General features: G+C 63.5%; 19 protein-coding genes. 4 read left to right on the top strand and 15 right to left on the bottom strand.

The window, feature by feature from the left end; all coding sequences use genetic code 11:
- Positions 1-22 precede the first annotated feature (22 nt).
- Positions 23-1,066 (bottom strand): MurR/RpiR family transcriptional regulator, encoded by a 1,044-nt coding sequence (locus BXA07_RS05225; protein WP_083708042.1) that lies wholly within the window; start codon positions 1,064-1,066, stop codon positions 23-25.
- A 202-nt stretch (positions 1,067-1,268) separates the two neighbouring features.
- On the opposite strand from BXA07_RS05225, the gene BXA07_RS05220 reads away from it, so the two are divergent.
- Together BXA07_RS05220 and BXA07_RS05215 are read left to right on the top strand one after the other, a co-directional pair.
- Positions 1,269-2,405: a succinylglutamate desuccinylase/aspartoacylase family protein gene (locus tag BXA07_RS05220; RefSeq protein ID WP_076566247.1), complete on the top strand. Its 1,137-nt coding sequence runs from the start codon at positions 1,269-1,271 to the stop codon at positions 2,403-2,405.
- Positions 2,406-2,423: 18 nt separating this feature from the next.
- Positions 2,424-3,812, top strand: coding sequence for a YfcC family protein (locus tag BXA07_RS05215; protein WP_162995779.1), 1,389 nt, complete (start codon positions 2,424-2,426; stop codon positions 3,810-3,812).
- A gap of 24 nt (positions 3,813-3,836) precedes the next feature.
- Here BXA07_RS05215 and BXA07_RS05210 read toward each other — a convergent pair whose 3' ends face one another.
- Together BXA07_RS05210 and BXA07_RS05205 are read right to left on the bottom strand one after the other, a co-directional pair.
- Positions 3,837-4,262 (bottom strand): GNAT family N-acetyltransferase, encoded by a 426-nt coding sequence (locus BXA07_RS05210; protein ID WP_076566515.1) that lies wholly within the window; start codon positions 4,260-4,262, stop codon positions 3,837-3,839.
- 166 nt (positions 4,263-4,428) lie between these two features.
- On the bottom strand, positions 4,429-4,626 hold the full coding sequence (locus BXA07_RS05205) for a hypothetical protein (protein WP_076566245.1): 198 nt from the start codon (positions 4,624-4,626) through the stop codon (positions 4,429-4,431).
- Between the two features lie 265 nt (positions 4,627-4,891).
- Between BXA07_RS05205 and argH the strand changes: the two genes are divergently transcribed.
- Together argH and BXA07_RS05195 are read left to right on the top strand one after the other, a co-directional pair.
- Entirely contained in the window at positions 4,892-6,289 is a 1,398-nt protein-coding gene (gene argH / locus BXA07_RS05200; protein WP_070288641.1) for an argininosuccinate lyase, read from the top strand.
- 168 nt (positions 6,290-6,457) lie between these two features.
- Positions 6,458-7,687, top strand: coding sequence for a M24 family metallopeptidase (locus tag BXA07_RS05195; protein WP_076566243.1), 1,230 nt, complete (start codon positions 6,458-6,460; stop codon positions 7,685-7,687).
- Between the two features lie 40 nt (positions 7,688-7,727).
- On the opposite strand, the gene BXA07_RS05190 is transcribed toward BXA07_RS05195, so the two are convergent.
- From BXA07_RS05190 to paaK, 12 genes are all read right to left on the bottom strand, one after another.
- Complete coding sequence (locus tag BXA07_RS05190) at positions 7,728-9,296, bottom strand: methyl-accepting chemotaxis protein (RefSeq protein ID WP_076566241.1); 1,569 nt, start codon at positions 9,294-9,296, stop codon at positions 7,728-7,730.
- A gap of 61 nt (positions 9,297-9,357) precedes the next feature.
- Positions 9,358-9,762: a type 2 periplasmic-binding domain-containing protein gene (locus BXA07_RS05185; RefSeq protein WP_076566239.1), complete on the bottom strand. Its 405-nt coding sequence runs from the start codon at positions 9,760-9,762 to the stop codon at positions 9,358-9,360.
- Positions 9,763-9,772: 10 nt separating this feature from the next.
- Positions 9,773-11,035, bottom strand: coding sequence for a hypothetical protein (locus BXA07_RS05180; RefSeq protein ID WP_076566237.1), 1,263 nt, complete (start codon positions 11,033-11,035; stop codon positions 9,773-9,775).
- A 391-nt stretch (positions 11,036-11,426) separates the two neighbouring features.
- Complete coding sequence (gene paaZ / locus BXA07_RS05175) at positions 11,427-13,478, bottom strand: phenylacetic acid degradation bifunctional protein PaaZ (protein ID WP_076566235.1); 2,052 nt, start codon at positions 13,476-13,478, stop codon at positions 11,427-11,429.
- Between the two features lie 93 nt (positions 13,479-13,571).
- Complete coding sequence (gene paaY, locus BXA07_RS05170) at positions 13,572-14,186, bottom strand: phenylacetic acid degradation protein PaaY (RefSeq protein ID WP_076566233.1); 615 nt, start codon at positions 14,184-14,186, stop codon at positions 13,572-13,574.
- Between the two features lie 9 nt (positions 14,187-14,195).
- The gene (locus tag BXA07_RS05165; RefSeq protein WP_076566231.1) at positions 14,196-14,927 is read right to left on the bottom strand and encodes an ABC transporter ATP-binding protein; all 732 of its coding nucleotides are present in this window, start codon (positions 14,925-14,927) and stop codon (positions 14,196-14,198) included.
- Positions 14,927-15,682, bottom strand: a complete 756-nt coding sequence (locus BXA07_RS05160) for an ABC transporter ATP-binding protein (RefSeq protein WP_076566229.1) — start codon at positions 15,680-15,682, stop codon at positions 14,927-14,929. Before BXA07_RS05160 ends, BXA07_RS05165 begins: the two co-directional genes overlap by 1 nt.
- A 1-nt stretch (position 15,683) precedes the next feature.
- Positions 15,684-16,667, bottom strand: coding sequence for a branched-chain amino acid ABC transporter permease (locus BXA07_RS05155; protein ID WP_076566228.1), 984 nt, complete (start codon positions 16,665-16,667; stop codon positions 15,684-15,686).
- Positions 16,664-17,542, bottom strand: coding sequence for a branched-chain amino acid ABC transporter permease (locus tag BXA07_RS05150; RefSeq protein WP_076566226.1), 879 nt, complete (start codon positions 17,540-17,542; stop codon positions 16,664-16,666). Before BXA07_RS05150 ends, BXA07_RS05155 begins: the two co-directional genes overlap by 4 nt.
- A 72-nt stretch (positions 17,543-17,614) precedes the next feature.
- A complete protein-coding gene (locus tag BXA07_RS05145; protein ID WP_070311614.1) occupies positions 17,615-18,766 on the bottom strand; it encodes an ABC transporter substrate-binding protein in 1,152 nt (383 codons plus the stop codon).
- Positions 18,767-18,849: 83 nt separating this feature from the next.
- Entirely contained in the window at positions 18,850-20,055 is a 1,206-nt protein-coding gene (pcaF, locus tag BXA07_RS05140; protein WP_076566224.1) for a 3-oxoadipyl-CoA thiolase, read from the bottom strand.
- A gap of 22 nt (positions 20,056-20,077) precedes the next feature.
- Positions 20,078-21,406: a phenylacetate--CoA ligase PaaK gene (gene paaK, locus BXA07_RS05135; RefSeq protein ID WP_076566223.1), complete on the bottom strand. Its 1,329-nt coding sequence runs from the start codon at positions 21,404-21,406 to the stop codon at positions 20,078-20,080.
- Positions 21,407-21,529 lie beyond the last annotated feature (123 nt).

Raw genomic sequence — 21,529 nt, 5'->3', positions numbered from 1 at the left:
CGGATGGTGTTAACCCTGATTCTTATAATGACTGCTTTTTATGTACTGCCTTGCGCTGCTTGACTGCTGTTTTTCGCGCACCCTGCACACCATGCTCGCCGCCATACAGGTAGGCGGCAATCACCTCGCTCAGGCGGGCGGCTTTTTCAACGTTGTCCTTGTTCGACACCATCAGCGCCACAGCCAGCGCCTCAATCATGGCCAGTGCCGCGCTGGCGCTGCTGGGCAGGACCGGATGCGTGCTTTGCGCGTACAGCGCATGATCGGCCAGTTCGGCCAGGGGCGAGGCGGGAGAGTCGGTGAGCGCGACGATGCGGGCGCCGCGGTCGCGCGCGAAGCTGGCCAGGCCAATACAGTCGAGCGTATAGCGGGGGAAGGAAATCACCACCAGCACGTCGCTCGCCGTCAGGTTGACCAGGTGTCCCGCCGCCACTTCCGAGCCGCCGATGCCCACCACTTCGACGACATGCGGGCAAAACGGCTGCAAGTGCTGTACCAGCATGCCGGCCAGGTTGGCTGACAGGCCAAAGCCCATCACATACACTACCTGGGCGAGCGTCAGATGGCGCACCACGGCATGCATGTCCGGCAGCGCCAGCGCGCCAGAAGTGGCGGCGATATTCGCCGCGGCATATTCGAGGCTTTCCGTGACGGGCGATGTGGCGCGCGCGCGTCGTTCTATCGTATGGCGCAGTTTGTCGACCGGCTGCAGCAATGCCTGCAGGGTTTCCGCCATGGCGCCGCGCATGGCCGAATAATTCTTCTGACCTATGTCGCGCGCGAAGCGGCTGATGGTGGCTGTCGAGACGCGGCAGCTGTCGGCCAGTTCCTCGATACCGAGCGCGATAACGCGCATCTGGTTGCGCAGCAGGTAGTCCGCGATCTGGCGCTGCGAAGTCGACCCGGTTGCCAGCACATGCATCAGTGCCTGCCCCAGCGGCGATTGCGCAAACGCCGCATCGGGCGACGACAGCGCGATAACCTGCGGCGTGCGCGGCGTGCGCGGCGTGCGCGGCGTGCGCGGCGTGCGGGTACTGCTGCGGGCAGGACTGGCGGATGATTTCATGTCAGTAGCGGCCTGTGCTGGTCATGTGCGGCGGATCGGTGTGTGTCGGCGCAAAAAATCAGCGCTTGAACTTACTTTACGCATATCAAAAAGAAAACTCAACAACTTTTTGTAAATGCATTTTCATTGATTTACTTCGTGAAAACAATGCGACATAATTGACCGAAACCCATCAACCATGCACCTTTCCGGGGCACCCATCATGCACGTACAACAGCATCCGATCTCCACGCCCCAGGCCAGCGTCTCCTCCCAATTGAGCAGCTTTCACTTCGGCACTGCGGCCGCCACCAGCCGCAGCGGCAAGAAGGTGTACATCCAGGCGGCGCTGCACGCGGACGAGGTGCCGGGCATGCTGGTGTCGCAATTTTTGCGCCGCGAACTGCTGGCGCTGGAAGCGGCCGGCAAGGTGCACGGCGAAATCATCCTGGTGCCGGCCGCCAACCCGATCGGCCTGGCGCAAGCCATCCATGGCGCGCCGTTCGGCCGCTTCGACCTGACCACCGGCATCAACTTCAACCGCGCCTACCGCCACGTGGCCGACGAATTGAAAACCACGCTCGATGGTCAGCTGGGACAGGATGCCAAGGCCAACGTGGCGCTGATACGCGCGCATGCGCGCGCCGCCGTCGCCGCCTGGCGGCCGGGCACGGATGCAGAAATGCTGAAAAAAACCCTGCTGGGCATGGCCATCGACGCCGACATCGTGCTCGACCTGCATTGCGACAACGAGGCGGCCCTGCATATCTATACGGGCACGCCGCTGGCGGCGCAGATCGCGCCCCTGTCCGCCCTGCTGGGCGCGCGCGCCGTGCTGCTGGAGCTGGCCGCCGGCGAAGAGCCATTCGACGAAGCCTGCAGCCGCCTGTGGTGGGACCTCGACAACCACTTCGGCGGCCGCTATCCGATTCCCGCCGCCTGCCTGTCGACCACCGTCGAACTGCGCGGCGAAGTGGAGGTGAGCTACGCCCTGGCCGAACGCGACGCCGCCGCCCTGCTGCGCTTTCTCGCCATCGAGGGCGTGCTGGAGATCGCCGGCGCCGGCGACGACCTGCCCGCGCCGCAATGTACGCCAACGCCGCTGGCGGGCGTGGAACCGATTCTCGCGCCGCATCACGGCGTGCTGGTCTACCTGCGGGAAATGGGCGACGTGCTGGCCGCAGGCGACGCGGTGGCCGACCTGATCGACCCCGTCAGCGGCGAGACGACGACCTTGCGCTGCACCGTCGCCGGTGTCTTTTTTGCGCGCAGCGCCCACCGCCACGTCCTGCGCGGCATGAACGTCGGCAAGGTCGCAGGCAGCATCGCCTTCCGCGGCGGCAGCCTGTTGAGCCAATAAATGTCACAAAAAAGCGCCATGAGAACATTCAAGCTCCCCAATACCTTCGTCCTGCTGTGCGCCATCCTGGCCATGATCGCCCTGGCGACCTGGCTGGTGCCGGGCGGGAAATTCGACACCCAGCTGGTCAACGGCAAGCAGTTGATCATCCCCGGCACGTTTCATTACGTAGCCAACAAGCCGCAGGGGCTGGCCGCACTGATGATGGCGCCCATCAAGGGCTTCGTCGACGCCAGCCTGATCATCGGCTTCGTGCTGATCGTCGGCGGCGCCTTCGCCGTGCTGCAAAAGACGGAAGCCTTCGATTCGCTGATCAAGGCCATCGCCAAGGCCCATACCAGTTCGCGCTTCGTGCGCGCCGCCATCATCCCCGTCTTTTTCACCATGTTTTCGCTGGGCGGCGCCACCTTCGGCATGAACGAAGAAGCCATTCCCTTCATCCTGATCTTCGTGCCGCTGGCACTGGCCCTGGGCTATGACACCATCACGGGCGTGTCGATTCCCTTCATCGGCTCGCAGGTGGGCTTTTCCGCCGCCTTTTTAAATCCGTTCAACGTCGGCATCGCGCAGGGCATCGCCGGGGTGCCGATCTTTTCCGGCATCGGCTACCGCCTGATCGTGTGGGCCATCGCCACGGCGGTCAGCATCGTGTTCTTGATGTGGTACGCGGCGCGCATCAAGCGCCATCCGGAAAAAAGCCCGACCTACCTGCTCGACATCGAAAAGCGCAGCGAACATTCGATGGACCTGGACAGCTTTGCCGGCATGACGCGCACGCACCGCGCCGTGCTGTGGATCTTCATGGCGACCTTGCTGACGATGGTCGTCGGCGTCGTCAAGTATGATTGGTTCATCGATGAAATCGCCGCCCTGTTCCTGGTGATGGCCATCATCGTCGGCCTGGTCGGCCGGCTCGACATGGACAGCCTGGTCGCGTCCTTCGTGCAGGGCGCGCGCGACATGGTCAGCGTGGCGCTGGTCATCGCGCTGGCGCGCGGCACCATGATCCTGGCGCGCGATGCGCAGATCATCGACACCATACTGCATGCATTGACGCCCCTGGTGGCGTCGTCAAGCCCCGTCTTCGCCGCGCAAAAAATGTTCTTCATGCAGTCGGTGATCAACTTCTTCATCCATTCGGGCAGCGGCCAGGCGGCGCTGACCATGCCCATCATGGCGCCGCTGGCCGACCTGGTGGGCGTGACGCGCCAGACGGCCATCCTGGCCTTCCAGTTCGGTGAATTCACCACGCCGATGATCCCCACCTCCGGCATCACCGTCGGCGTGCTGGCGCTGGCGCGCGTGCCGTGGATTACCTGGGCCAAGTGGATGATCCCGCTGCAGTTGATCTACCTGGTGCTCGCGCTGCTGCTCTTGATTCCGCCCTGCCTGATGCACTGGCAGTGAGCGCCAGCCAGGCGGCTCAAACAATCAACGCTGGTAGATGCCCGGCACATACCGCTCCATCAGCGTCTCCGGCCTGAGCGGCGCCGTAAAGCCGTAGCGCGCATACAAATCATGCGCCGTGCTGGTGGCCAGCATGAAACGGCGCAAGCCCTGCAAGCCGGGATGCGCCATCACGGCCTCCATCAGGCGCTGGCTGTAGCCGCGGCCGCGGTATTCTTCCAGCACATACACGTCGACCAGATAGGCAAACGTGGCGTAGTCGGTGACCACGCGGGCGAACGCCACCTGACGGCCGTCCAGCGTGCCGCCAAAGCAGAGCGAATGGTCGATCGCGCGCTGTACGGTAGCCAGCGGGATGCCAATGGCCCATGTCGATTGCGTGCTGAGAAAATGGTGAATGGCTGGAACGTCGAGTTCCGCCTTGTCGGTGCTGATCATCAAATGTGACATCGCGCTGGCCCTGCTATCGTTGAAAAACACGATCATCGGCCTTTTTGCTGCGGCTGTCACCAGGGCTGGATAGAACCGGGGGCGCCGCCCGTTCTGCCTGTCCGTGATGCGGTGTTGCTGTTTGCTGCCGATGCTTCTTGTACTGCCGGCAATGCCATTGCCGCGCTTACAGGGCGGCTTTCTCTTCGGCGCTCAAGCGCTTGGCGCTGACGTACACGGTGTGCATGGTGGCTTGATCGGCGCTGGCGACGATGGGGGCGGGCGCGGCGCGGAACTTCGGCACGGCGGCGGTGGCCAGGCTGGTGGCGGCGGCGACGGCGATGATGGCAACGAAGATGGCTTCCATGTTTTTAGCGATGTTCATGATGGTGTCCTTTGAGTGGCTGGTTGTGTGCTGCGATGATTGAACTGTAGGCCGATCCCCCCTGAACTGCCATCGGATTGCGACCAAACGCACGATTCGCGGGACAGAATACAAAAAGCCCGGATGAAACGCGCGACAGGCCATCGGCGGGGCATTTGAGGCTTGCCAGCCCCATTCCTGGCCATTTCAGCGCCGTGCAAGCCCCTAAAAGCCCTACCGCAGGCCAACCTTGTTTATAATCGCCTTACACTAAAGGACTTCTTTCATGACTGATCAATTCTCCAAAAAGGGCGAAGCCTGGTCGGCCCGGTTTTCCGAACCGGTCTCGGACCTCGTCAAGCGCTACACAGCTTCTGTATTTTTTGACAAGCGCCTGGCGCTGTTCGACATTGAAGGTTCGCTGGCCCATGCGGAAATGCTGCATGCGCAAGCCATCATCAGCCCGGCCGACTACGCGGAAATCCAGCGCGGCATGGCGCAAATCTCGCAGGAAATCGCCGCCGGCCAGTTCGAATGGCTGCTGGACCTGGAAGATGTCCACCTGAATATCGAAAAGCGCCTGACCGAACTGGTAGGCGATGCGGGCAAGCGCCTGCACACGGGCCGTTCGCGCAACGACCAGGTGGCCACCGACATCCGCCTGTACGTGCGTTCCGCCATCGACGACATTAGCGCCCTGCTGGCGACGTTGCGCAGCGCGCTGACGGACCTGGCCGAGCAGCATGCCGACACCATCATGCCGGGCTTCACCCACATGCAGGTGGCCCAGCCGATCACCTTCGGCCACCACATGCTGGCGTATGTCGAAATGTTCGGCCGCGACGCCGAGCGCATGGCCGACTGCCGCAAGCGCGTCAACCGCCTGCCGCTGGGCGCCGCCGCCCTGGCCGGCACCACCTTCCCCATCGACCGCCTGCGCGTGGCAAAAACGCTGGGCTTTGACGACGTGTGCCACAACTCGCTCGACGCCGTCTCGGACCGCGATTTCGCCATCGAATTTTGCGCCGCCTCCGCCGTGCTGATGATGCACGTGTCGCGCATGGCCGAAGAACTGGTAATCTGGATGAGCCCGCGCATCGGCTTCATCGACATCGCCGACCGCTTCTGCACCGGCTCGTCGATCATGCCGCAAAAGAAGAACCCCGACGTGCCGGAACTGGCGCGTGGCAAGACGGGCCGCGTGTATGGCCACCTGATTGGCCTCTTGACCCTGATGAAAGGCCAGCCGCTGGCCTACAACAAGGACAACCAGGAAGACAAGGAACCGCTGTTCGACACGGTCGACACCGTCATCGACACCTTGCGCATCTTCGCCGACATGGCCGGCGGCATCACGGTGAAACCGGAAGCGATGCGCGCAGCGGCCCTGCAAGGCTACGCCACGGCGACCGACCTGGCCGACTATCTGGTCAAGAAAGGCTTGCCATTCCGCGACGCCCATGAAGCGGTGGCCCTGGCCGTACGCGCCTGCGTCGACGCCGGTTGCGACCTGGCCGACCTGTCGCTGGAGCAGCTGCGCGCCTTCTCGCCGCTGACCGGCGAAGACGTATTCGAGGTGCTGACGCTGGAAGGCTCCGTTGCCGCGCGCGACCACGTGGGCGGCACCGCGCCACGCCAGGTACGCGAAGCGATCGCCCGCGTGCGTACGCAGCTGGAAAAATAAACCGCGCTTGTGCGCTCAAGCGCCCCGCTGCAGCGATGCAGCGGGGCGTTTTTCATTGCGCGACGATTTTCGACAATCCAGAAAAGGCAGCGCCCGGGCTCAACCCGAAAGGCGCGAACTGATATCATGCCCGCATTCCCCATTCAGCATTCGAGCAAAGGAGCAGGCATGAGCATAGGCATAGGTGGCACTTCCATCGAACAGGCATTGGCATCGCTGTCGGACATGACGGACGGCATGGTCGCCATCGGCAAGGACGAACATGCGCAACGCATCGCCAAGGCGCAGGACTTCATGCGCGCACAGGGCCTCGCCGCCATCTACCTGAACGCGGGCGCCAACCTCACCTATTTCACGGGCACCAAATGGTATGCCAGCGAACGCATGGTGGGCGCCATCCTGCCGGCCAGCGGCGACATCGAGTACATTGCGCCCGCCTTCGAGGAAAGCACCCTGACGGGTTTCATGCTCATCGCAGGCAAGGTCAATTGTTGGGAAGAGCATGAAAGCCCGTACCAGCTGTTCGTCGACGTGCTGGCGCGCATGGGGATAGCCCAGGATGCGGCTGCGCCGCCGCGCGTGGGCATCTGCGAAAGCGCCGCCTTCTTCATCTACGATGGCATCAAACCGCTGGCGCCCGGCTACGCGCTGGAAAACGCGCGCGCCGTCACGGCGTACTGCCGCAGCCGCAAGTCCGAGGCAGAAATCGCCCTGATGCAGCGCGTGATGGACATGACCCTGGCCGTGCACGTGGCCACGGCCAGCATGCTGTACGAAGGCATCACGACGGTGGAAGTGGAAGAATTCATCCAGCGCGCGCACCGCAAGGTAGGCGCGCCCCGCTCGTACTTCTGCATCGTGCTGTTCGGCGAGGCGACCGCCTATCCGCACGGCGTGAATTACGTGCAGACCCTGAAGGCGGGCGACACGGTGCTGATCGACACGGGTTGCCAGGTGATGAACTACATCTCCGACATCACGCGCACCTATGTGTTTGGTGCCATCAGCGCGCGCCAGCGCAGCGTGTGGAACAGCGAAAAGGCGGCCCAGGCAGCCGCATTCGCCGCCGCCCAACTGGGCGTACCGTGCGGCGACGTGGACCGCGCAGCCCGCGTCTCGCTGGAAGCGGACGGCTTTGGCCCCGGCTACAAGCTGCCCGGCCTGCCGCACCGCACGGGCCACGGCATCGGCCTCGATATCCACGAATGGCCTTACCTGGTGGGCAACGACACGACGCCGCTCGACGTCGGCATGTGCTTCTCGAACGAGCCGATGATCTGCATCCCCGGCGAATTCGGCATCCGCCACGAAGACCATTTTTACATGACGGAAAACGGTCCGCGCTGGTTCACGCAGCCGGCGCACAGCATCGACGATCCGTTCGGCTTGCGCGCGTAAGCCGGTGCTCCTGTGTTGGATTACGCTGCGCTAATCCAACCTACGTCTTCGCCAACGCCAACCGCCGTGGCACGGGCATGCTGGACAAACCGCCCTGCGCCAGCTTGAACACGGCCAGCGCCGTACCCAGTTGCACGGCCTGTTCCTGCAACGATTCGGCCGCCGCCGACGCTTCTTCCACCAGCGCGGAATTTTGCTGCGTCATTTGATCCATGCTGCCGATAGCCACGCCGATGTCGCCGATGCCGGCGCTTTGTGCCTGGCTGGCGGCGCTGATCTCGGCCATGATGTCGGCCACTTTTTTCACGGAATCGACGATCTGGCCCATGGTCAGACCCGCTTCGTCAACCAGCTTCGAACCGATATTCACCTTGGCTACCGAATCGCCGATCAATTGTTTGATCTCGCGCGCCGCTGCCGCACTGCGCTGCGCCAGGTTGCGCACTTCAGATGCCACCACGGCAAAGCCACGCCCTTGTTCACCGGCGCGTGCCGCTTCCACGGCTGCATTCAAGGCCAGAATGTTCGTCTGGAAGGCGATACCGTCGATGACACCGATAATGTCGACGATGCGTTTCGATGCATCGTTGATCTCTCCCATGGTGGTCACCACCTGGCTGACCACCTGCCCGCCCTTCACGGCAACGGAGGAGGCCGACACCACCAGTTCATGCGCCTGGCCCGCGTTGGCGGCGTTGTCGCGCACGGTACTTGTGAGGCTGTCCATGCTGCGCGCCGTCTGATCCAGGCTTCCCGCCTGCGATTCCGTGCGCGCGGCCAGGTCCGCATTGCCCTGGGCGATTTCGGCACTGGCAACCTGGATGGTTTCGGCCGACGACTTGATATCGGAGACCATGCCGCCAAGCTTGGCGCGCATGTCCTTCAGCGCCGCCAGCAGGCTTGCCTGGTCGCCTGCTTCGGTCTCGATGTGCATCGAGAGATCGCCATCGGCCACGGCGCGCGCGATCTGGCGCGCATATTCGGGTTCGCCGCCCAGCTGCTGCCAGATGGCGCGCACGACGAAGTGCGACACGGCCACCAGGCAGACGATGACGGCCAGCGCCACGGCGATGCTGGTATTGAGCGCATTGCGCACATTGGCCGCGCTGCGTTCTATGCCCTGCTTGAACTGCGCTTGCGCCTGTTCATTGGTCTTTGCCAGGTCGGCATTGAGTACCGCCAGCGCCCCCTGCATGCGCGCCACGGTCGCTTGCGGGTCGCCCTCTTCCATTTCCAGCATGATGCGCGCCGCGCTCAGGGCCGGCGCATAGTAGGCATCGAATTCCCTGGCCAGCCGCTGACCCTGTTCGCGCTGCCCGGGGATCGCCGCAAAGTCGCCCAGCCTGGCGCGCAGCTTGGTGGCCTGGCCGCCGACTTGTCCGATGCGTTCCTTGTCGCCTTCGCTGACGGCATCGCGGAGGGCGTCGCCGACGGCGGCCACGTCCAGGGTCAGCGACTTGGCCATGTCAAGCACGGGATAGTCGGCGCTTTCGGTGGCGTGGATGGAATTGAGCGCGGCCGTCGACAGATAGGCGCTGACGGCCAGCCCCAGCCCGAAAATCACGGCCGAGACGACAGGCAGCGCCCATATCTTGCGTTTGATGCTCATTGCTGTCTCCTGATGTTGATGAATTATCGGGCCGCCGCATGGCGCGCAGCCCGAATCGGCTTTATGGCGCCGTCAGCACCACTTTGACGGTGCCGTCGACGGCACTCTTTTCGATATAGCCGATGGCTTTCGGATCGGCCGCCACGGCCTTCTTCACGTCGGCGCTATTGGCCACTTCCTTCGGCAAGGTGGCCTTGCCCGTGAAAACCAGCTTGGACCACAGGGCCTTCGCTTGCGACGGTTCCTTGTCCGTCACCTTCTTGTAGAACTCGGCGCGCACGGGGGCACTTTCCGGCTGGTCGATCGGCGTCATGGCCGTCGATTTACCGAGGAAGAATTGCGCCACCTGTTCATTCGTCATCGCGCCCGCAGCGCTTTTTGGATTGACCACCACGACCACTTCGGCAATGGCGGGAACACAGGTCGACAGCGCCAGCAAGGCAGCCGCAATAATGTAGGGTTTCATGCGGCGCTCCTCAGAAAACGAAATCGATGGCGGCGGCAGCCACCGTGACGGGACCATGGAAGCCCGGCGTGGCTTGCACGAACAGACCCGGTCCATTCTTCGGCTTGATGCGGTCGATCTGCACCTTCAGGGCAGCCGAACGGTGGAAGTCCCAGCGCACGCCTATGCTGTCCGTCGATTGCTCGAGCTGGTTGCGCATGGTGGCCAGGGTCTCGACGCCGGCCGACAGGGCGCGCAGGGTCGGTGTGCAGGCGGCCGGATAGCCGGCAGGGCAGGATGCGGGCACGGTGTTGTTCACGCGGCCATCGGCCTTCAGGCTGGCGTGGCTGTAGTAGGGCAGGAAGGCGCCGATGCGGTAGCCGCCCATCACGTACCACGAGGTGCTGTCGCTGACATAGCTGTCCGTCTTGCGCTTCGCATATTCGGACTGCAGCAGCACGTTGTTCCAGTCCAGCCCCAGGCCCACGGAAGTGAACGACGCCTTCTTGTTCTTGACTTCCAGCGCATCGGCCAGGACGCCCAACTGGGCGATCCGGTAGCCGCTGCCGGCCGCGCGCAAGCCGCCCATCAGCGTGTTCAGGCTCGGCGAATCGTTGATCGTCAGCCTGGTCTCGGCACGGCCGAGGCGCACGGTGACGGGGCCATGTTCGGCCACCACGTTGAGGGCGACGATAGACTTGCCTTCCACCTGCACGGTCGAAGCGGGCCCCGTAGCCAGGGTGGCCTTGGTACGACCCAGCGCCAGCTGCGTGGTGATGCTGGTATCGCCCGCGCTGAACTGGTAGGTGCCGTCGATGCCGTCGATGCTGTTCAGCGGCACCTGCGAATACATTTCGCCTGGTGGGCGCAGCATGGTGTTGGCATAGCCGACGTTGCGGTAATCGGAAATCATGAAGACAGGCAGACCCATACGGCCGACGCGCACGCTGAAGCTGTCCGACACCTTGGCCTTGGCGAAGGCCCAGGCCAGTTCGGCGCCGACATCATCCTCGCCATCCTTGCGCGCCAGGCCCTGCACGGTAGCCGACAGCCACGGGGTGACGGTGACATTGGCCTGCAAGCCCAGGTTGGAATCGACGCCCGTGCGGGCGGTGCGGCCCGCGCCGGCAGCCTGGTTCGGGCGCGCGAACTGCGCGCTGTCGGTATCGGCCATGGTCAGGGCGGCCGTTCCGTAACCGCTGATCTTGACGGCGGGGCCAGCGGTCTCTTCGGCGTAGGCATGGCTGACGGCCAGGGGCATGGCCAGCAGGAAAATCAGGACGTGTTTATTCATAGTAATTAAATACCCGTAGCGGTGAACATTAATCGTGGAATGGGACTCGCAGTCGATGGCTCACCGGCCGTAAAAGGCCGGGTCCGTTTTTTTCGCGCCGCCATCGCCTTGGGCGTCATGGCGTGTGACCAGTGAGTAAAACCATGCTACAGAGAAAAGGTTTTACGTTGGAAAGTTTTCTTGAGGCAACGAGAGAATTCACCCCTTTTCATGAAAAAAACGCGCGTTCTAGAGGGGTTTATCTAAATAGCACGCCATGCAAAACCACACTTAGCCTATATTTTTCATACACTTATGGATAATTCAAGAGGAAAAGAATCCGGATAAAAAAAGCGCCGCCCACGCAAAAAATCGCGGGCGGCGCCGATGTAGACATTCTTGCCGGGAAAGCTTATTCGCGCTTCGACACCAGGGTCAGGATGTCATAACTGGCCACCAGTTCCTCGTTCTGGTTGGTCACCTGCACGTCCCATGCGACCACGCCCTGGCCTACGCCAAACACATCCTTGCGGTTGCGGTCGACCTTGCGCTTGCACGTCAGGCGCGCGCGGATGGTGTCGCCGATGGCGACGGGGGCGACGAAGCGCAGGTTGTCCAGGCCATAGTTGGCCAGCACGGGACCGACGCCGGGCGAGACGAACAGGCCGGCGGCGGCCGACAGTACGAAGTAGCCGTGGGCGATGCGCTTGCCGAATTGCGATTCCTTCGCGGCGATTTCGTCGAAGTGCATGTAGAAGAAATCGCCCGAGATGCCGCCGAAGGCGACGATGTCGGCCTCGCTGACCGTGCGGCGGTGCGTGAGCAGCGAGTCGCCCGTCTTCAAGTCCTCGAAGTGCTTGCGGAACGGGTGGATCGGGCTTTCGTTGACGTCCGCGCCGCGCACGTATTCGCCGGTGATGGCCGCCAGCATGGTCGGCGAGCCTTGCACGGCCGCCCGTTGCAAGTAGTGGCGCACGGCGCGCACGCCGCCCAGTTCCTCGCCGCCGCCCGCGCGGCCAGGGCCGCCATGCTTCAGCTGCGGCAGGGGCGAGCCGTGGCCCGTCGAATCGACGGAAGCGACGCGCTCAAGCACATGTACGCGGCCATGCGTGGCCGCCACTTGCGGCACCACGCGCGCGGCGATCTTCGGATCGCGCGTCACCAGGGTGCTCACCAGGCTGCCCTTGCCGCGCGCGGCCAGGGCCAGCGCTTCGTCGATGTCCTTGTAGCCCATCATGGTGCTGACGGGGCCGAACGCTTCCACGTCATGCACGGCATCGTTGCCGAAGGCGTCGCGGCACATCAGCAAGGTCGGCGAGAAGAAGCTGCCATCCGAAGCGCCCTCGCCGAGCGGATTGAATCCGTCGGCCGCGCCGAACACCACTTCGTTCCCCTGCGACAGCGTGGCGACACGCTCGGCCACGTCATTCTGCTGCTCTTTCGAGGCCAGCGCACCCATGCGCACGCCGTCGATGGACGGATCGCCCACCACCACCTTGGCCAGGCGCTCGCGCAGGCGCGTGCCGACGGCGTCCATCAGGTGCTCGGGCACGATAATGCGGCGGATGGCCGTGCACTTCTGGCCCGACTTGCCCGTCATTTCGCGCACGACTTCCTTGACGAACAGGTCGAATTCCACGTCGTCGGGCGTGACGTCCGGCGCCAGGATGGCGCAATTGAGCGAATCGGCTTCGCCGTTGAACGGCACGGACTGGGCGATCAGATTCGGGTTCGTGCGCAGCTTGGCGGCCGTGGCGGCGGACCCCGTGAAGGTAACGAAATCCTGGCCATTCAGGCGGTCCAGCAAGTCGCCCGTGGAACCGATCACCAGCTGCAGACTGCCGGCCGGCAGCAAGCCCGATTCATGCATCATGCGCACGACGGCCTGCGTCAGATAGCTCGTCGCCGTGGCCGGCTTGGCGATGCAGGGCATGGCCGCCAGGAAACTGGGCGCGAATTTTTCCAGCAAGCCCCATATAGGAAAGTTGAAGGCGTTGATGTGCACGGCCAGGCCGCCGCGCGGCACCAGGATATGCGTGCCGGCGAAACCGCCCTTCTTGCCCAGCGCGATGGCCGGTCCTTCGTGCAGGACGTTCGACGACGGCAGCTCGTTGCTACCCATGCTGGCGTAGGCGAACAGGGTGCCCGTGCCGCCTTCGATATCGACCCAGCTGTCGGCGCGCGTGGCGCCCGACAGGTGCGAGATCGCATACAGTTCTTCCTTGCGCTCGACCAGGTACAGGGCCAGCGCCTTCAGGCGCGCGGCGCGCTGCTGGAAATCCAGCGCCATCAGGCCAGGCACGCCCGTCTTGCGCGCATATGTGACGGCTTCGTCGAAGTCGATCTTTTCCGCGTGCGTATGATAGATGACGCGGTTGTTCAAGGCGCTGTGCAGGGGCACGGCGGCGCTTTCGCCCAGCCAGCGGCCGGCGATCAGGCTTTGCAGGGTGGATATGTGAGCCATGTGGTTTCTCCGTAAAACGAGGGTGTTGGTGACGTTGGTGGTGTCGGATGACGCGAGGCGCAGCCCCGCTGATCCGACCTACGCTCATATGGTTTATTGCGCGGCGGCGTTCTTGTGCAAATGCAGCGGCAAGGCCGATTCGAAATTGAGGCGCTGGCGGTTCGCCTCGACTTGCGTCAGGGCTTCCACCTCGCGCATCGTCTGCATCGAGCGCACGGCCAGTTCGTGGTACTGGCCCGTGCCCGAGCTTTTCCATTTGATTTCATCGTCGGTCAGCGCGCGGATGATCTTGGCGGGCGTGCCCACGACCATGCTGCGCGGCGCGACGACCATGCCCGCCTTGACGAAACTCATGGCGGCGACGATGGATTCCTCGCCGATGACGGCGTTATCCATCACCACGGCGTTCATGCCGACGAGCGCGTTGCGGCCGATGCGGCAGCCGTGCAGCACGGCGCCATGGCCGATATGGCCGTCGACTTCGACCACCGTGTCGCAGCCGGGGAAGCCATGCATGACGCACGTGTCCTGCAGGTTCGCCCCCTCTTCCAGGATCAATCGGCCGAAGTCGCCGCGGATCGAGGCGAGCGGACCGATATAGCAGCGCGGACCGACGATCACGTCGCCGATCAGCACGGCCGACGGATGCACATAGGCGCTGGGGTGGACGACGGGGGTGACGCCGTTGATTTCGTAGACTTTGACCATACAGACTCCTTACATGCCCAGATAGGCGCTTTGTACCTGCTCGTTATGCAGCAATTCGGGACCGGGACCGGACAATATGATGGCGCCCGTCTCGATCACATAGCCGACGTCGGCAATCGACAGGGCCGCGTGCGCGTTCTGCTCGACGAGGAAGATGGTAATGCCCTGGTCGCGCAGTTCGGCGACGATACGGAAGATTTCCGCGATCAGGAGGGGCGCCAGGCCCATGCTCGGTTCGTCGAGCAACAGCAGTTGAGGGCGGCCCATCAGCGCGCGCGCCATGGCCAGCATCTGCTGCTGTCCACCGGAGAGCGTGCCGGCCAGCAGCAGGCGCTTTTCCTTCAGGATCGGGAACAGGCCGTACATGCGCTCCATGTCGCCCGCCACGTCCTGCGCGGGGCGTGTGAAGGCGCCCAGACGCAGATTGTCTTCCACCGTCATGGGGCCGAACACTTGCCGCCCTTCCGGTACCTGGCAGATGCCGGCGCGCACGCGCTTGTCGGCGCTCATGCGGCTGACGTCCTGGCCGGCGAAGACGATGCTGCCGGCGCTGATCGGCTGCACGCCGGAAATCGCCCGCAGCAAGGTCGTCTTGCCGGCGCCGTTCGCGCCCACCAGCGCCACCAGTTGGCCCTGGCGCACCTGCAGTTCGATGCCGTGCAGGGCCTGGATGCGGCCGTAATGGCTGGTCAGGCCGGCGATATCGAGCACCAGCGGCGCTTGAGGTTTTTCCATCTTCATCATGCCGCCACTCCCAGGTATGCCGCCACCACGTCGGGATTCGCGCGCACTTCGGCGGCGGTCCCTTCGGCCAGCTTCTTGCCATAGTCGAGCACCAGGATATGGTCCGACAGATTCATCACCAGTTTCATGTCATGTTCGACGAGGACCACCGTCACGCCCGATTGCGCCACCTTGCGGATCAGGGCTTCGATCTCGCCCGTCTCCGTGTGGTTCAAGCCCGCGGCGGGTTCATCGAGCAGCAGCACCTTCGGCTTGGCAGCCAGCGCGCGGGCGATCTCCAGGCGTTTCAAGGCGCCATACGACATCTGCCCGGCCTCGTCATCAATATGCCGGCCCACGCCGACAAATTCCATCAGGCCCGCCGCCTCGTCGCGGCAAGCCGCGTCCGCGCGGCGCACGGAAGGCAAACGCAGCATGGAGGCGAACAGGTTCTGGTTCAGGCGAAGGTGCGCGCCCACCATCACATTGTCGATGGCTGTCATGTTCATGCACACCTGCAGGTTCTGGAAGGTGCGGCTCATGCCGCGCCGCGCCAGCGCATCGGGCGACATGGCGGCCACGTTCTCGCCATTGAGCAGGATCTCGCCTCTGGTCGGCGTGTAGACACCGGTGATCAGGTTGAACAGGGTCGTCTTGCCGGCGCCGTTCGGCCCGATCACGGAATGGATATTGCCTTCCTTGACGGTGAAACTGACATCCTGCACCGCATGCACGCCGCCGAAGCTCTTGCTCAGGTTTTTGATCGTCAGCATCTCACGCCTCCTGTGCAGATTGAGGCGGTGCTTTCAGCGTAGCAGAACGCTTGCGCGAACGGCTGGCCAGGCTCGGCACGAGCCCCTTGGGCATGAAGATCATGGTCGCCATCAGGATCACGCCGAACACCACCGTTTCCCAGCCTTCAAAACTGGACAGCAACTGCGGCAGGATCGTCAACAGCGCTGCGCCGATGATGGAACCGAAGATCGACGCCATGCCGCCCACCACCACCATCGTCACCAGCTCGATCGAGTGGAAGAAGCCGGCCAGGTTGGGCGTGATGAAACCGATGTAATGGGCGCTGATGCTGCCCGCGATGCTGGCAATGACGGCCGACAGCACGAACACGCGCACCTTGAAGCGCGTTGTATCGACGCCGACCACGCGGGCCGCCACTTCCGAACCGTGGATGGCCTGCAGCGCGCGGCCGACAGGCGAATCGATCAGGTTCAGGGCCAGCCATGTCACCAGCAAAAGCAGTACCGCGCTCACCAGATACCATGATTTTTCACCGGCGATTTCCAGGCCGGCGACACTGAAGGCGGAGACGCCAATGCCGTCAGGCCCGCCCGTCCATTGCGTCTCGTTGTTGATGACGATGGAAATGATGATGCCCAGGCCCAGGGTCGCCATGGCCAGGGTATGACCTTTCAGTTTCAGCACAGGACGGGCCAGCAGCAGCGCCAGCAGGCCCGTGGCGACGGCGCCGGCGGCCAGGGCGGCCAGCGGCGGCCAGCCATAGTGCGTGGTCAGCACGGCCGACGCATACGCGCCCAGGCCATAGAAGCCCGCGTGACCGAGGCTGATCTGGCCCGTATAGCCCATCAAGAGGTTCAGGCCGATGACGACGATGGCGTTCAGCGCGATGCGGATCGCCACGTCATAGTAAAACGCATTGCTGAGGAACAGGGGCAGCATGGCCAGCACCAGGGCCAGCACCAGCAAGCCGCCATGGCGCGAACGGGTAAGGAAATTCTTCATACACGCTCCGAATTTTTAGCGCCAAACAAGCCTTGCGGCAAGAAGAACAGGATCAATAAAATCAGCACGAACGGCACGGCGTCCTTGTAGGCCGACGAGATGTAGCCGGCCGTCATGGCTTCGGCGATGCCAAGGATCAGGCCTCCGGCAATCGCGCCCGCGCCGCCGCCCAGGCCACCCAATACGGCGGCGACGAAGCCTTTCAGGCCCAGCATGATGCCCGCGTCATAGGACGTGTACGTAATCGGCGCGACGAGAATGCCGCCCGCCGCGCCCAGCAGGGCCGACAGGCCGAACGAGAACAGCAGCACCTTGCGCGTATTGATGCCCACCAGTTGCGCGGCCAGCTTGTTGTGCGAGGTGGCCAGCATGGCCTTGCCCATCAGCGTGCGGCCGAAGAACCAGCCCAGCACCAGCACGATGACGACGGTCACGCCCAGCACCCACAGGCTTTGCGGCAGCAGGCTGGCGCCAAAAAATTCGATCGGCGCGTCACCCGAGAAGGCCGGCAGCGAGTGCGTATCCTTGCCCAGCCAAATTTGCACGAGGCCGCGCAGCACCAGTGAAGCACCGATGGTGATGATCAACAGGGTGATGACCTGCGCGTTTTGCGCCGGTTCAATCACGGTCTTTTCCATCAGCAGGCCAACGATGCCGGTGGCGATGACGGCCAGGATGATGGCCAGCGGCAGCGGCACGCCGGCGGCCGACATCACGGCGGCCAGCATCCCGCCCAGCATGATGAATTCGCCTTGCGCGAAATTGATCACGCCGCTGGTGTTGTAGATGATGGTAAAGCCCAGCGCCGCCAGCGCGTAGGCGGAACCGACCGTCATCCCGGAATACAGAAATTGTAGAAATTGAGCGACTTCCATGGTGTCTCCATTATGTTCGGCGATGCGCGGGCCGCCTTCGAGGGTGGCCTCGCGCAGGTACTCTGGCTTACATCACTTCGACAATTGCCATTCGCCGTTCTTCACTTCCACCATGCGGAACGCCGACAGATCCAGGCCCATGTGATCCTTGGCCGACATGTTGAAGACACCAGTGGTGCCGACAAAACCCTTGGTCTGTTCCAGTGCCGTGCGCACTTTTTCGCGGTCCGTGCCGCCGGCGCGCTTGATGGCGTCCACCGACAGGTTCAGGGCGTCGAGCGCATAGCCGCCAAAGGTCGAAGGATCGATCTTGTAGCGGTCCTTATACGTCTTGTCGTAGCCGACGACGACGGCCTTTTGCGCGTCGCTGTCGGGCAGCATGGCGCCGATCAAGAGGGCAGGTGTCGGCAGGCGCACGCCTTCGGCAGCCTTGCCCGACAGCTTCAGGTATTCGTCCGACGCCACGCCATGCGACTGGTACAGCGGCAGCGCGGCCATGCCCAGCTGGCCGTAGTTCTTGGTCACGACGGCCGGGCCCTGGCCCAGGCCGAACACGAAGACGGCCTGCACACCGGCCGTATTCTTGATCCGCGTGAGCTGCGCAGTGATGTCCGTGTCTTTCGGGCCGTAGGTTTCATCGGCCACCAGGGTGATGCCATATTTGGAAGCGACGATCTGCGACTCCTTACGGCCCGAGGCGCCGAAGCCGCTCGTTTCCGACAGCAGACCCACCTTGCTGATGCCGCGCTTCTTCATGTCCTCGAACACCTTCTCGGCCGCCATGCGGTCCGTATGCGGCGTCTTGAAGACCCATTTCTTGACCGGATCGATGATGACCACGGCGCCCGCCAGCGAGATGAACGGCATGCTGGCGCGGTCCACCAGCGGCGCCATCGCCATCGTCGCGCCCGTGGTGGTGCCGCCGATCAGCACATCAACCTTGTCCGACTCGATCAGGCGCTTGGTAAAACCGTTGGCCTTGGCCGCGTCGCTGCCGTCGTCGTAGTGCACCAGTTCCAGCTTGCGTCCCAGGACGCCGCCGGCCGCATTGATTTTCTCGATATACAGCTGCAGGGTCTTCAGTTCCGGGTCGCCCAGGAAGGCGGCAGGTCCCGTGACGGACAGCACGGAGCCGATCTTGATGTTGTCGGCCGCATACGCGCCCGCGGCAGTCATGGCCAGCACGCCGGCGATCAGGGTTTTCTTGAAGATATTGGCAATCATTGTGGTCTCCACCAGGTTGGCACTACGGTCAATTATGGTTGGCGCTTTTTTGCAAGCCTGCGCCTTTTTTGTTGTTTTACTTTTTATACGCGTTCAATGACGACAGCAATACCCTGCCCCACGCCGATGCACATGGTGCACAGCGCATAGCGCCCGCCCGTGCGTTCCAGCTGGTTCAGCGCGGCCATCACCAGGCGCGCGCCCGATGCGCCCAGCGGATGGCCGATGGCAATCGCCCCGCCATTCGGGTTCACGTGGGACGCATCGTCGGCCAGGCCCAGGTCGCGCGTGACGGCCAGCGCCTGCGCGGCAAACGCTTCATTGAGTTCGATCACGTCCATCTGTTCGATGGTGAGTCCTGTCTGCGCCAGCACCTTGCGCGACGCCGGCGAGGGACCGAAGCCCATGATGCGCGGCGCCAGACCGGCCGTGGCCATGCCCAGCACCTTTGCGCGCGGCGTCAGTTTGTATTTATCCACGGCGGCGGCGGACGCCAGCAAGATCGCGCAGGCGCCGTCGTTCAAGCCCGAGGCGTTGCCGGCCGTGACCGTGCCATCCGCTTTCACCACGCCTTTCAGTTTCGCCAGCATTTCCAGCGAGGTGTCCGGACGCGGATGTTCATCCATCGTCACCATCTTCGGCTCGCCCTTTTTTTGCGGCACGGCGACGGGCACGATTTCGCGATCAAACACGCCGGCCGCGTTGGCGGCGGCCCAGCGCTGCTGGCTGCGCAAGGCCAGCGCGTCCTGGTCGGCGCGGCTGATGCCAAATTCCACAGCCACGTTTTCCGCCGTTTCCGGCATGGTATCGATGCCGTACTGCGCCTTCATCTTGCCGTTCACAAAACGCCAGCCCAGGGTCGTGTCTTCGATTTTTGCCGCGCGCGAAAACGCGCTGTCGGCCTTGCCCATCACGAAAGGTGCGCGCGTCATGCTTTCCACGCCACCGGCGATGATCAGCTCCGCCTCGCCCGCCTTGATGGAGCGGGCCGCCATGCCGACGGCATCCAGGCTGGAGCCGCACAGGCGGTTGATGGTATTGCCCGGCACGGCGGCAGGCAGGCCGGCCAGCAGCGCGGCCATGCGGCCCACGTTGCGGTTGTCCTCGCCCGCCTGGTTGGCGCAGCCGTAGAACACGTCGTCGATGGCGGACCAGTCGACGGAAGGGTTGCGGGCGATCAGCGCGGCGATCGGCAGCGCGCCCAGGTCGTCGGCGCGCACGCTGGAGAGCGCCCCGCCATAGCGTCCGAAGGGGGTGCGCACGGCGTCACAGATAAAGGCTTCGTTCATGTTTGCTTCCTTGTTCTGGCTATCAGGAGAAAATCTTCGGGCGCTGGTCGACCACGCGGCGTGCTTTGCCCGTCAGGGTGCGTTCGATGCCGGCAGCGGCCACCAGGCGCACGCGCGTGCTCACGCCCACGTGCGTCTTGATGCGGTGTTCCAGTTCACGCGCCAGCGCATCCGTTTCGCTGGCCGAGATGGTGGAGGTCAGGTCGATGCGCAGCTCGGCGATGACTTCGAGCTTGTCGAGGTGGCCGTCGCGCGTAACCACCAGCTGGTACTGCGGCGCCAGCTTCGGCATTTTGAGGATCAGCTCTTCGATCTGCGTGGGGAAGACGTTCACGCCGCGGATGATCAGCATGTCATCGGAACGTCCCGTGATCTTGCCAATGCGCCGCATGGAGCGCGAGGTGGGTGGCAGCAAGCGTGTCAGGTCGCGCGTGCGGTAGCGGATGACAGGCAGCGCCTCCTTTGACAGTGAAGTGAAGACCAGTTCGCCCTCTTCGCCGTCGGGCAGCACCTCGCCCGTTTCCGGATCGATGATCTCCGGGTAAAAATGGTCTTCCCAGATGACAGGACCATCCTTGCTCTCGATGCATTCGGAAGCCACGCCAGGCCCCATCACTTCGGACAGGCCGTAGATGTCGACGGCATCGATGCCGGCGCGCGTCTCGATTTCCGAACGCATGGCGTCCGTCCAGGGCTCGGCGCCAAAGATGCCGACCTTCAGCGACGATTCGGCCGGGTCCAGTCCCTGGCGCGTGAATTCCTCGACGATGTTAAGCATGTACGAGGGCGTGACCATGATGATGGACGGCTTGAAATCCTGGATCAGTTGCACCTGCTTTTCCGTCTGTCCGCCGGACATGGGAATGACGGTGCAGCCCAGGCGCTCGGCACCATAATGCGCGCCCAGGCCGCCCGTGAACAGGCCGTAGCCATACGAAATGTGCACCATGTCGCCCGAACGCCCGCCTGCGGCGCGGATCGAGCGCGCCACGACGTTGGCCCAGGTATCGATGTCGTTCTGCGTGTAGCCGACCACCGTGGCCTTGCCCGTCGTGCCGCTGGACGCGTGGATGCGCACCACTTGCTCGCGCGGCACGGCAAACAGGCCGAAAGGGTAATTGTCGCGCAAGACTTTTTTATCGGTGAACGGAAATTTCGCCAGGTCGGACAGCGACTTCAGGTCGTCCGGATGCACGCCCGCTGCGTCAAAAGCTGCCCGGTAATGGGGCACGTTGTCATACGCGTGCTTGAGCGTCCATTTCATGCGTTCGAGCTGCAGCGCCTGCAGTTCATCCTTGCTGGCGCGCTCGATCGGCTCGAGGTCATTCGGGGAAGGGGTGCGTTGGACCATCATTGTCTCCTCTAGTAACACCTGACCAAACCTGCTGCGCGTCGTGATTTGCGGCCTGCGATGCTCACTGTGCCACAGCACAGTTGCGCTTCTCGGCCACAACTCACTTCCGCTCGCGACGGT

It is taken from the genome of Janthinobacterium sp. TND4EL3 (genome assembly GCF_900156175.1).
In the GTDB taxonomy this organism is placed as follows: Bacteria; Pseudomonadota; Gammaproteobacteria; order Burkholderiales; family Burkholderiaceae_D; genus Janthinobacterium.
This window is presented reverse-complemented; position numbering and strand designations above follow the sequence as displayed.

What these genes read in the sequence shown, in the direction of transcription:
- BXA07_RS05150 (WP_076566226.1), bottom strand. Translation starts at nt 17,542, where the DNA reads ATGGAAGTCGCTCAATTTCTACAATTTCTGTATTCCGGGATGACGGTC.
- BXA07_RS05210 (WP_076566515.1), bottom strand. Translation starts at nt 4,262, where the DNA reads ATGTCACATTTGATGATCAGCACCGACAAGGCGGAACTCGACGTTCCA.
- BXA07_RS05165 (WP_076566231.1), bottom strand. Translation starts at nt 14,927, where the DNA reads ATGAAGATGGAAAAACCTCAAGCGCCGCTGGTGCTCGATATCGCCGGC.
- BXA07_RS05180 (WP_076566237.1), bottom strand. Translation starts at nt 11,035, where the DNA reads ATGAATAAACACGTCCTGATTTTCCTGCTGGCCATGCCCCTGGCCGTC.
- BXA07_RS05220 (WP_076566247.1), top strand. Translation starts at nt 1,269, where the DNA reads ATGCACGTACAACAGCATCCGATCTCCACGCCCCAGGCCAGCGTCTCC.
- BXA07_RS05195 (WP_076566243.1), top strand. Translation starts at nt 6,458, where the DNA reads ATGAGCATAGGCATAGGTGGCACTTCCATCGAACAGGCATTGGCATCG.
- BXA07_RS05185 (WP_076566239.1), bottom strand. Translation starts at nt 9,762, where the DNA reads ATGAAACCCTACATTATTGCGGCTGCCTTGCTGGCGCTGTCGACCTGT.
- paaK (WP_076566223.1), bottom strand. Translation starts at nt 21,406, where the DNA reads ATGGTCCAACGCACCCCTTCCCCGAATGACCTCGAGCCGATCGAGCGC.
- BXA07_RS05145 (WP_070311614.1), bottom strand. Translation starts at nt 18,766, where the DNA reads ATGATTGCCAATATCTTCAAGAAAACCCTGATCGCCGGCGTGCTGGCC.
- BXA07_RS05155 (WP_076566228.1), bottom strand. Translation starts at nt 16,667, where the DNA reads ATGAAGAATTTCCTTACCCGTTCGCGCCATGGCGGCTTGCTGGTGCTG.
- BXA07_RS05225 (WP_083708042.1), bottom strand. Translation starts at nt 1,066, where the DNA reads ATGAAATCATCCGCCAGTCCTGCCCGCAGCAGTACCCGCACGCCGCGC.
- BXA07_RS05205 (WP_076566245.1), bottom strand. Translation starts at nt 4,626, where the DNA reads ATGAACATCGCTAAAAACATGGAAGCCATCTTCGTTGCCATCATCGCC.
- paaZ (WP_076566235.1), bottom strand. Translation starts at nt 13,478, where the DNA reads ATGGCTCACATATCCACCCTGCAAAGCCTGATCGCCGGCCGCTGGCTG.
- pcaF (WP_076566224.1), bottom strand. Translation starts at nt 20,055, where the DNA reads ATGAACGAAGCCTTTATCTGTGACGCCGTGCGCACCCCCTTCGGACGC.
- BXA07_RS05160 (WP_076566229.1), bottom strand. Translation starts at nt 15,682, where the DNA reads ATGCTGACGATCAAAAACCTGAGCAAGAGCTTCGGCGGCGTGCATGCG.
- argH (WP_070288641.1), top strand. Translation starts at nt 4,892, where the DNA reads ATGACTGATCAATTCTCCAAAAAGGGCGAAGCCTGGTCGGCCCGGTTT.
- BXA07_RS05190 (WP_076566241.1), bottom strand. Translation starts at nt 9,296, where the DNA reads ATGAGCATCAAACGCAAGATATGGGCGCTGCCTGTCGTCTCGGCCGTG.
- BXA07_RS05215 (WP_162995779.1), top strand. Translation starts at nt 2,424, where the DNA reads ATGAGAACATTCAAGCTCCCCAATACCTTCGTCCTGCTGTGCGCCATC.
- paaY (WP_076566233.1), bottom strand. Translation starts at nt 14,186, where the DNA reads ATGGTCAAAGTCTACGAAATCAACGGCGTCACCCCCGTCGTCCACCCC.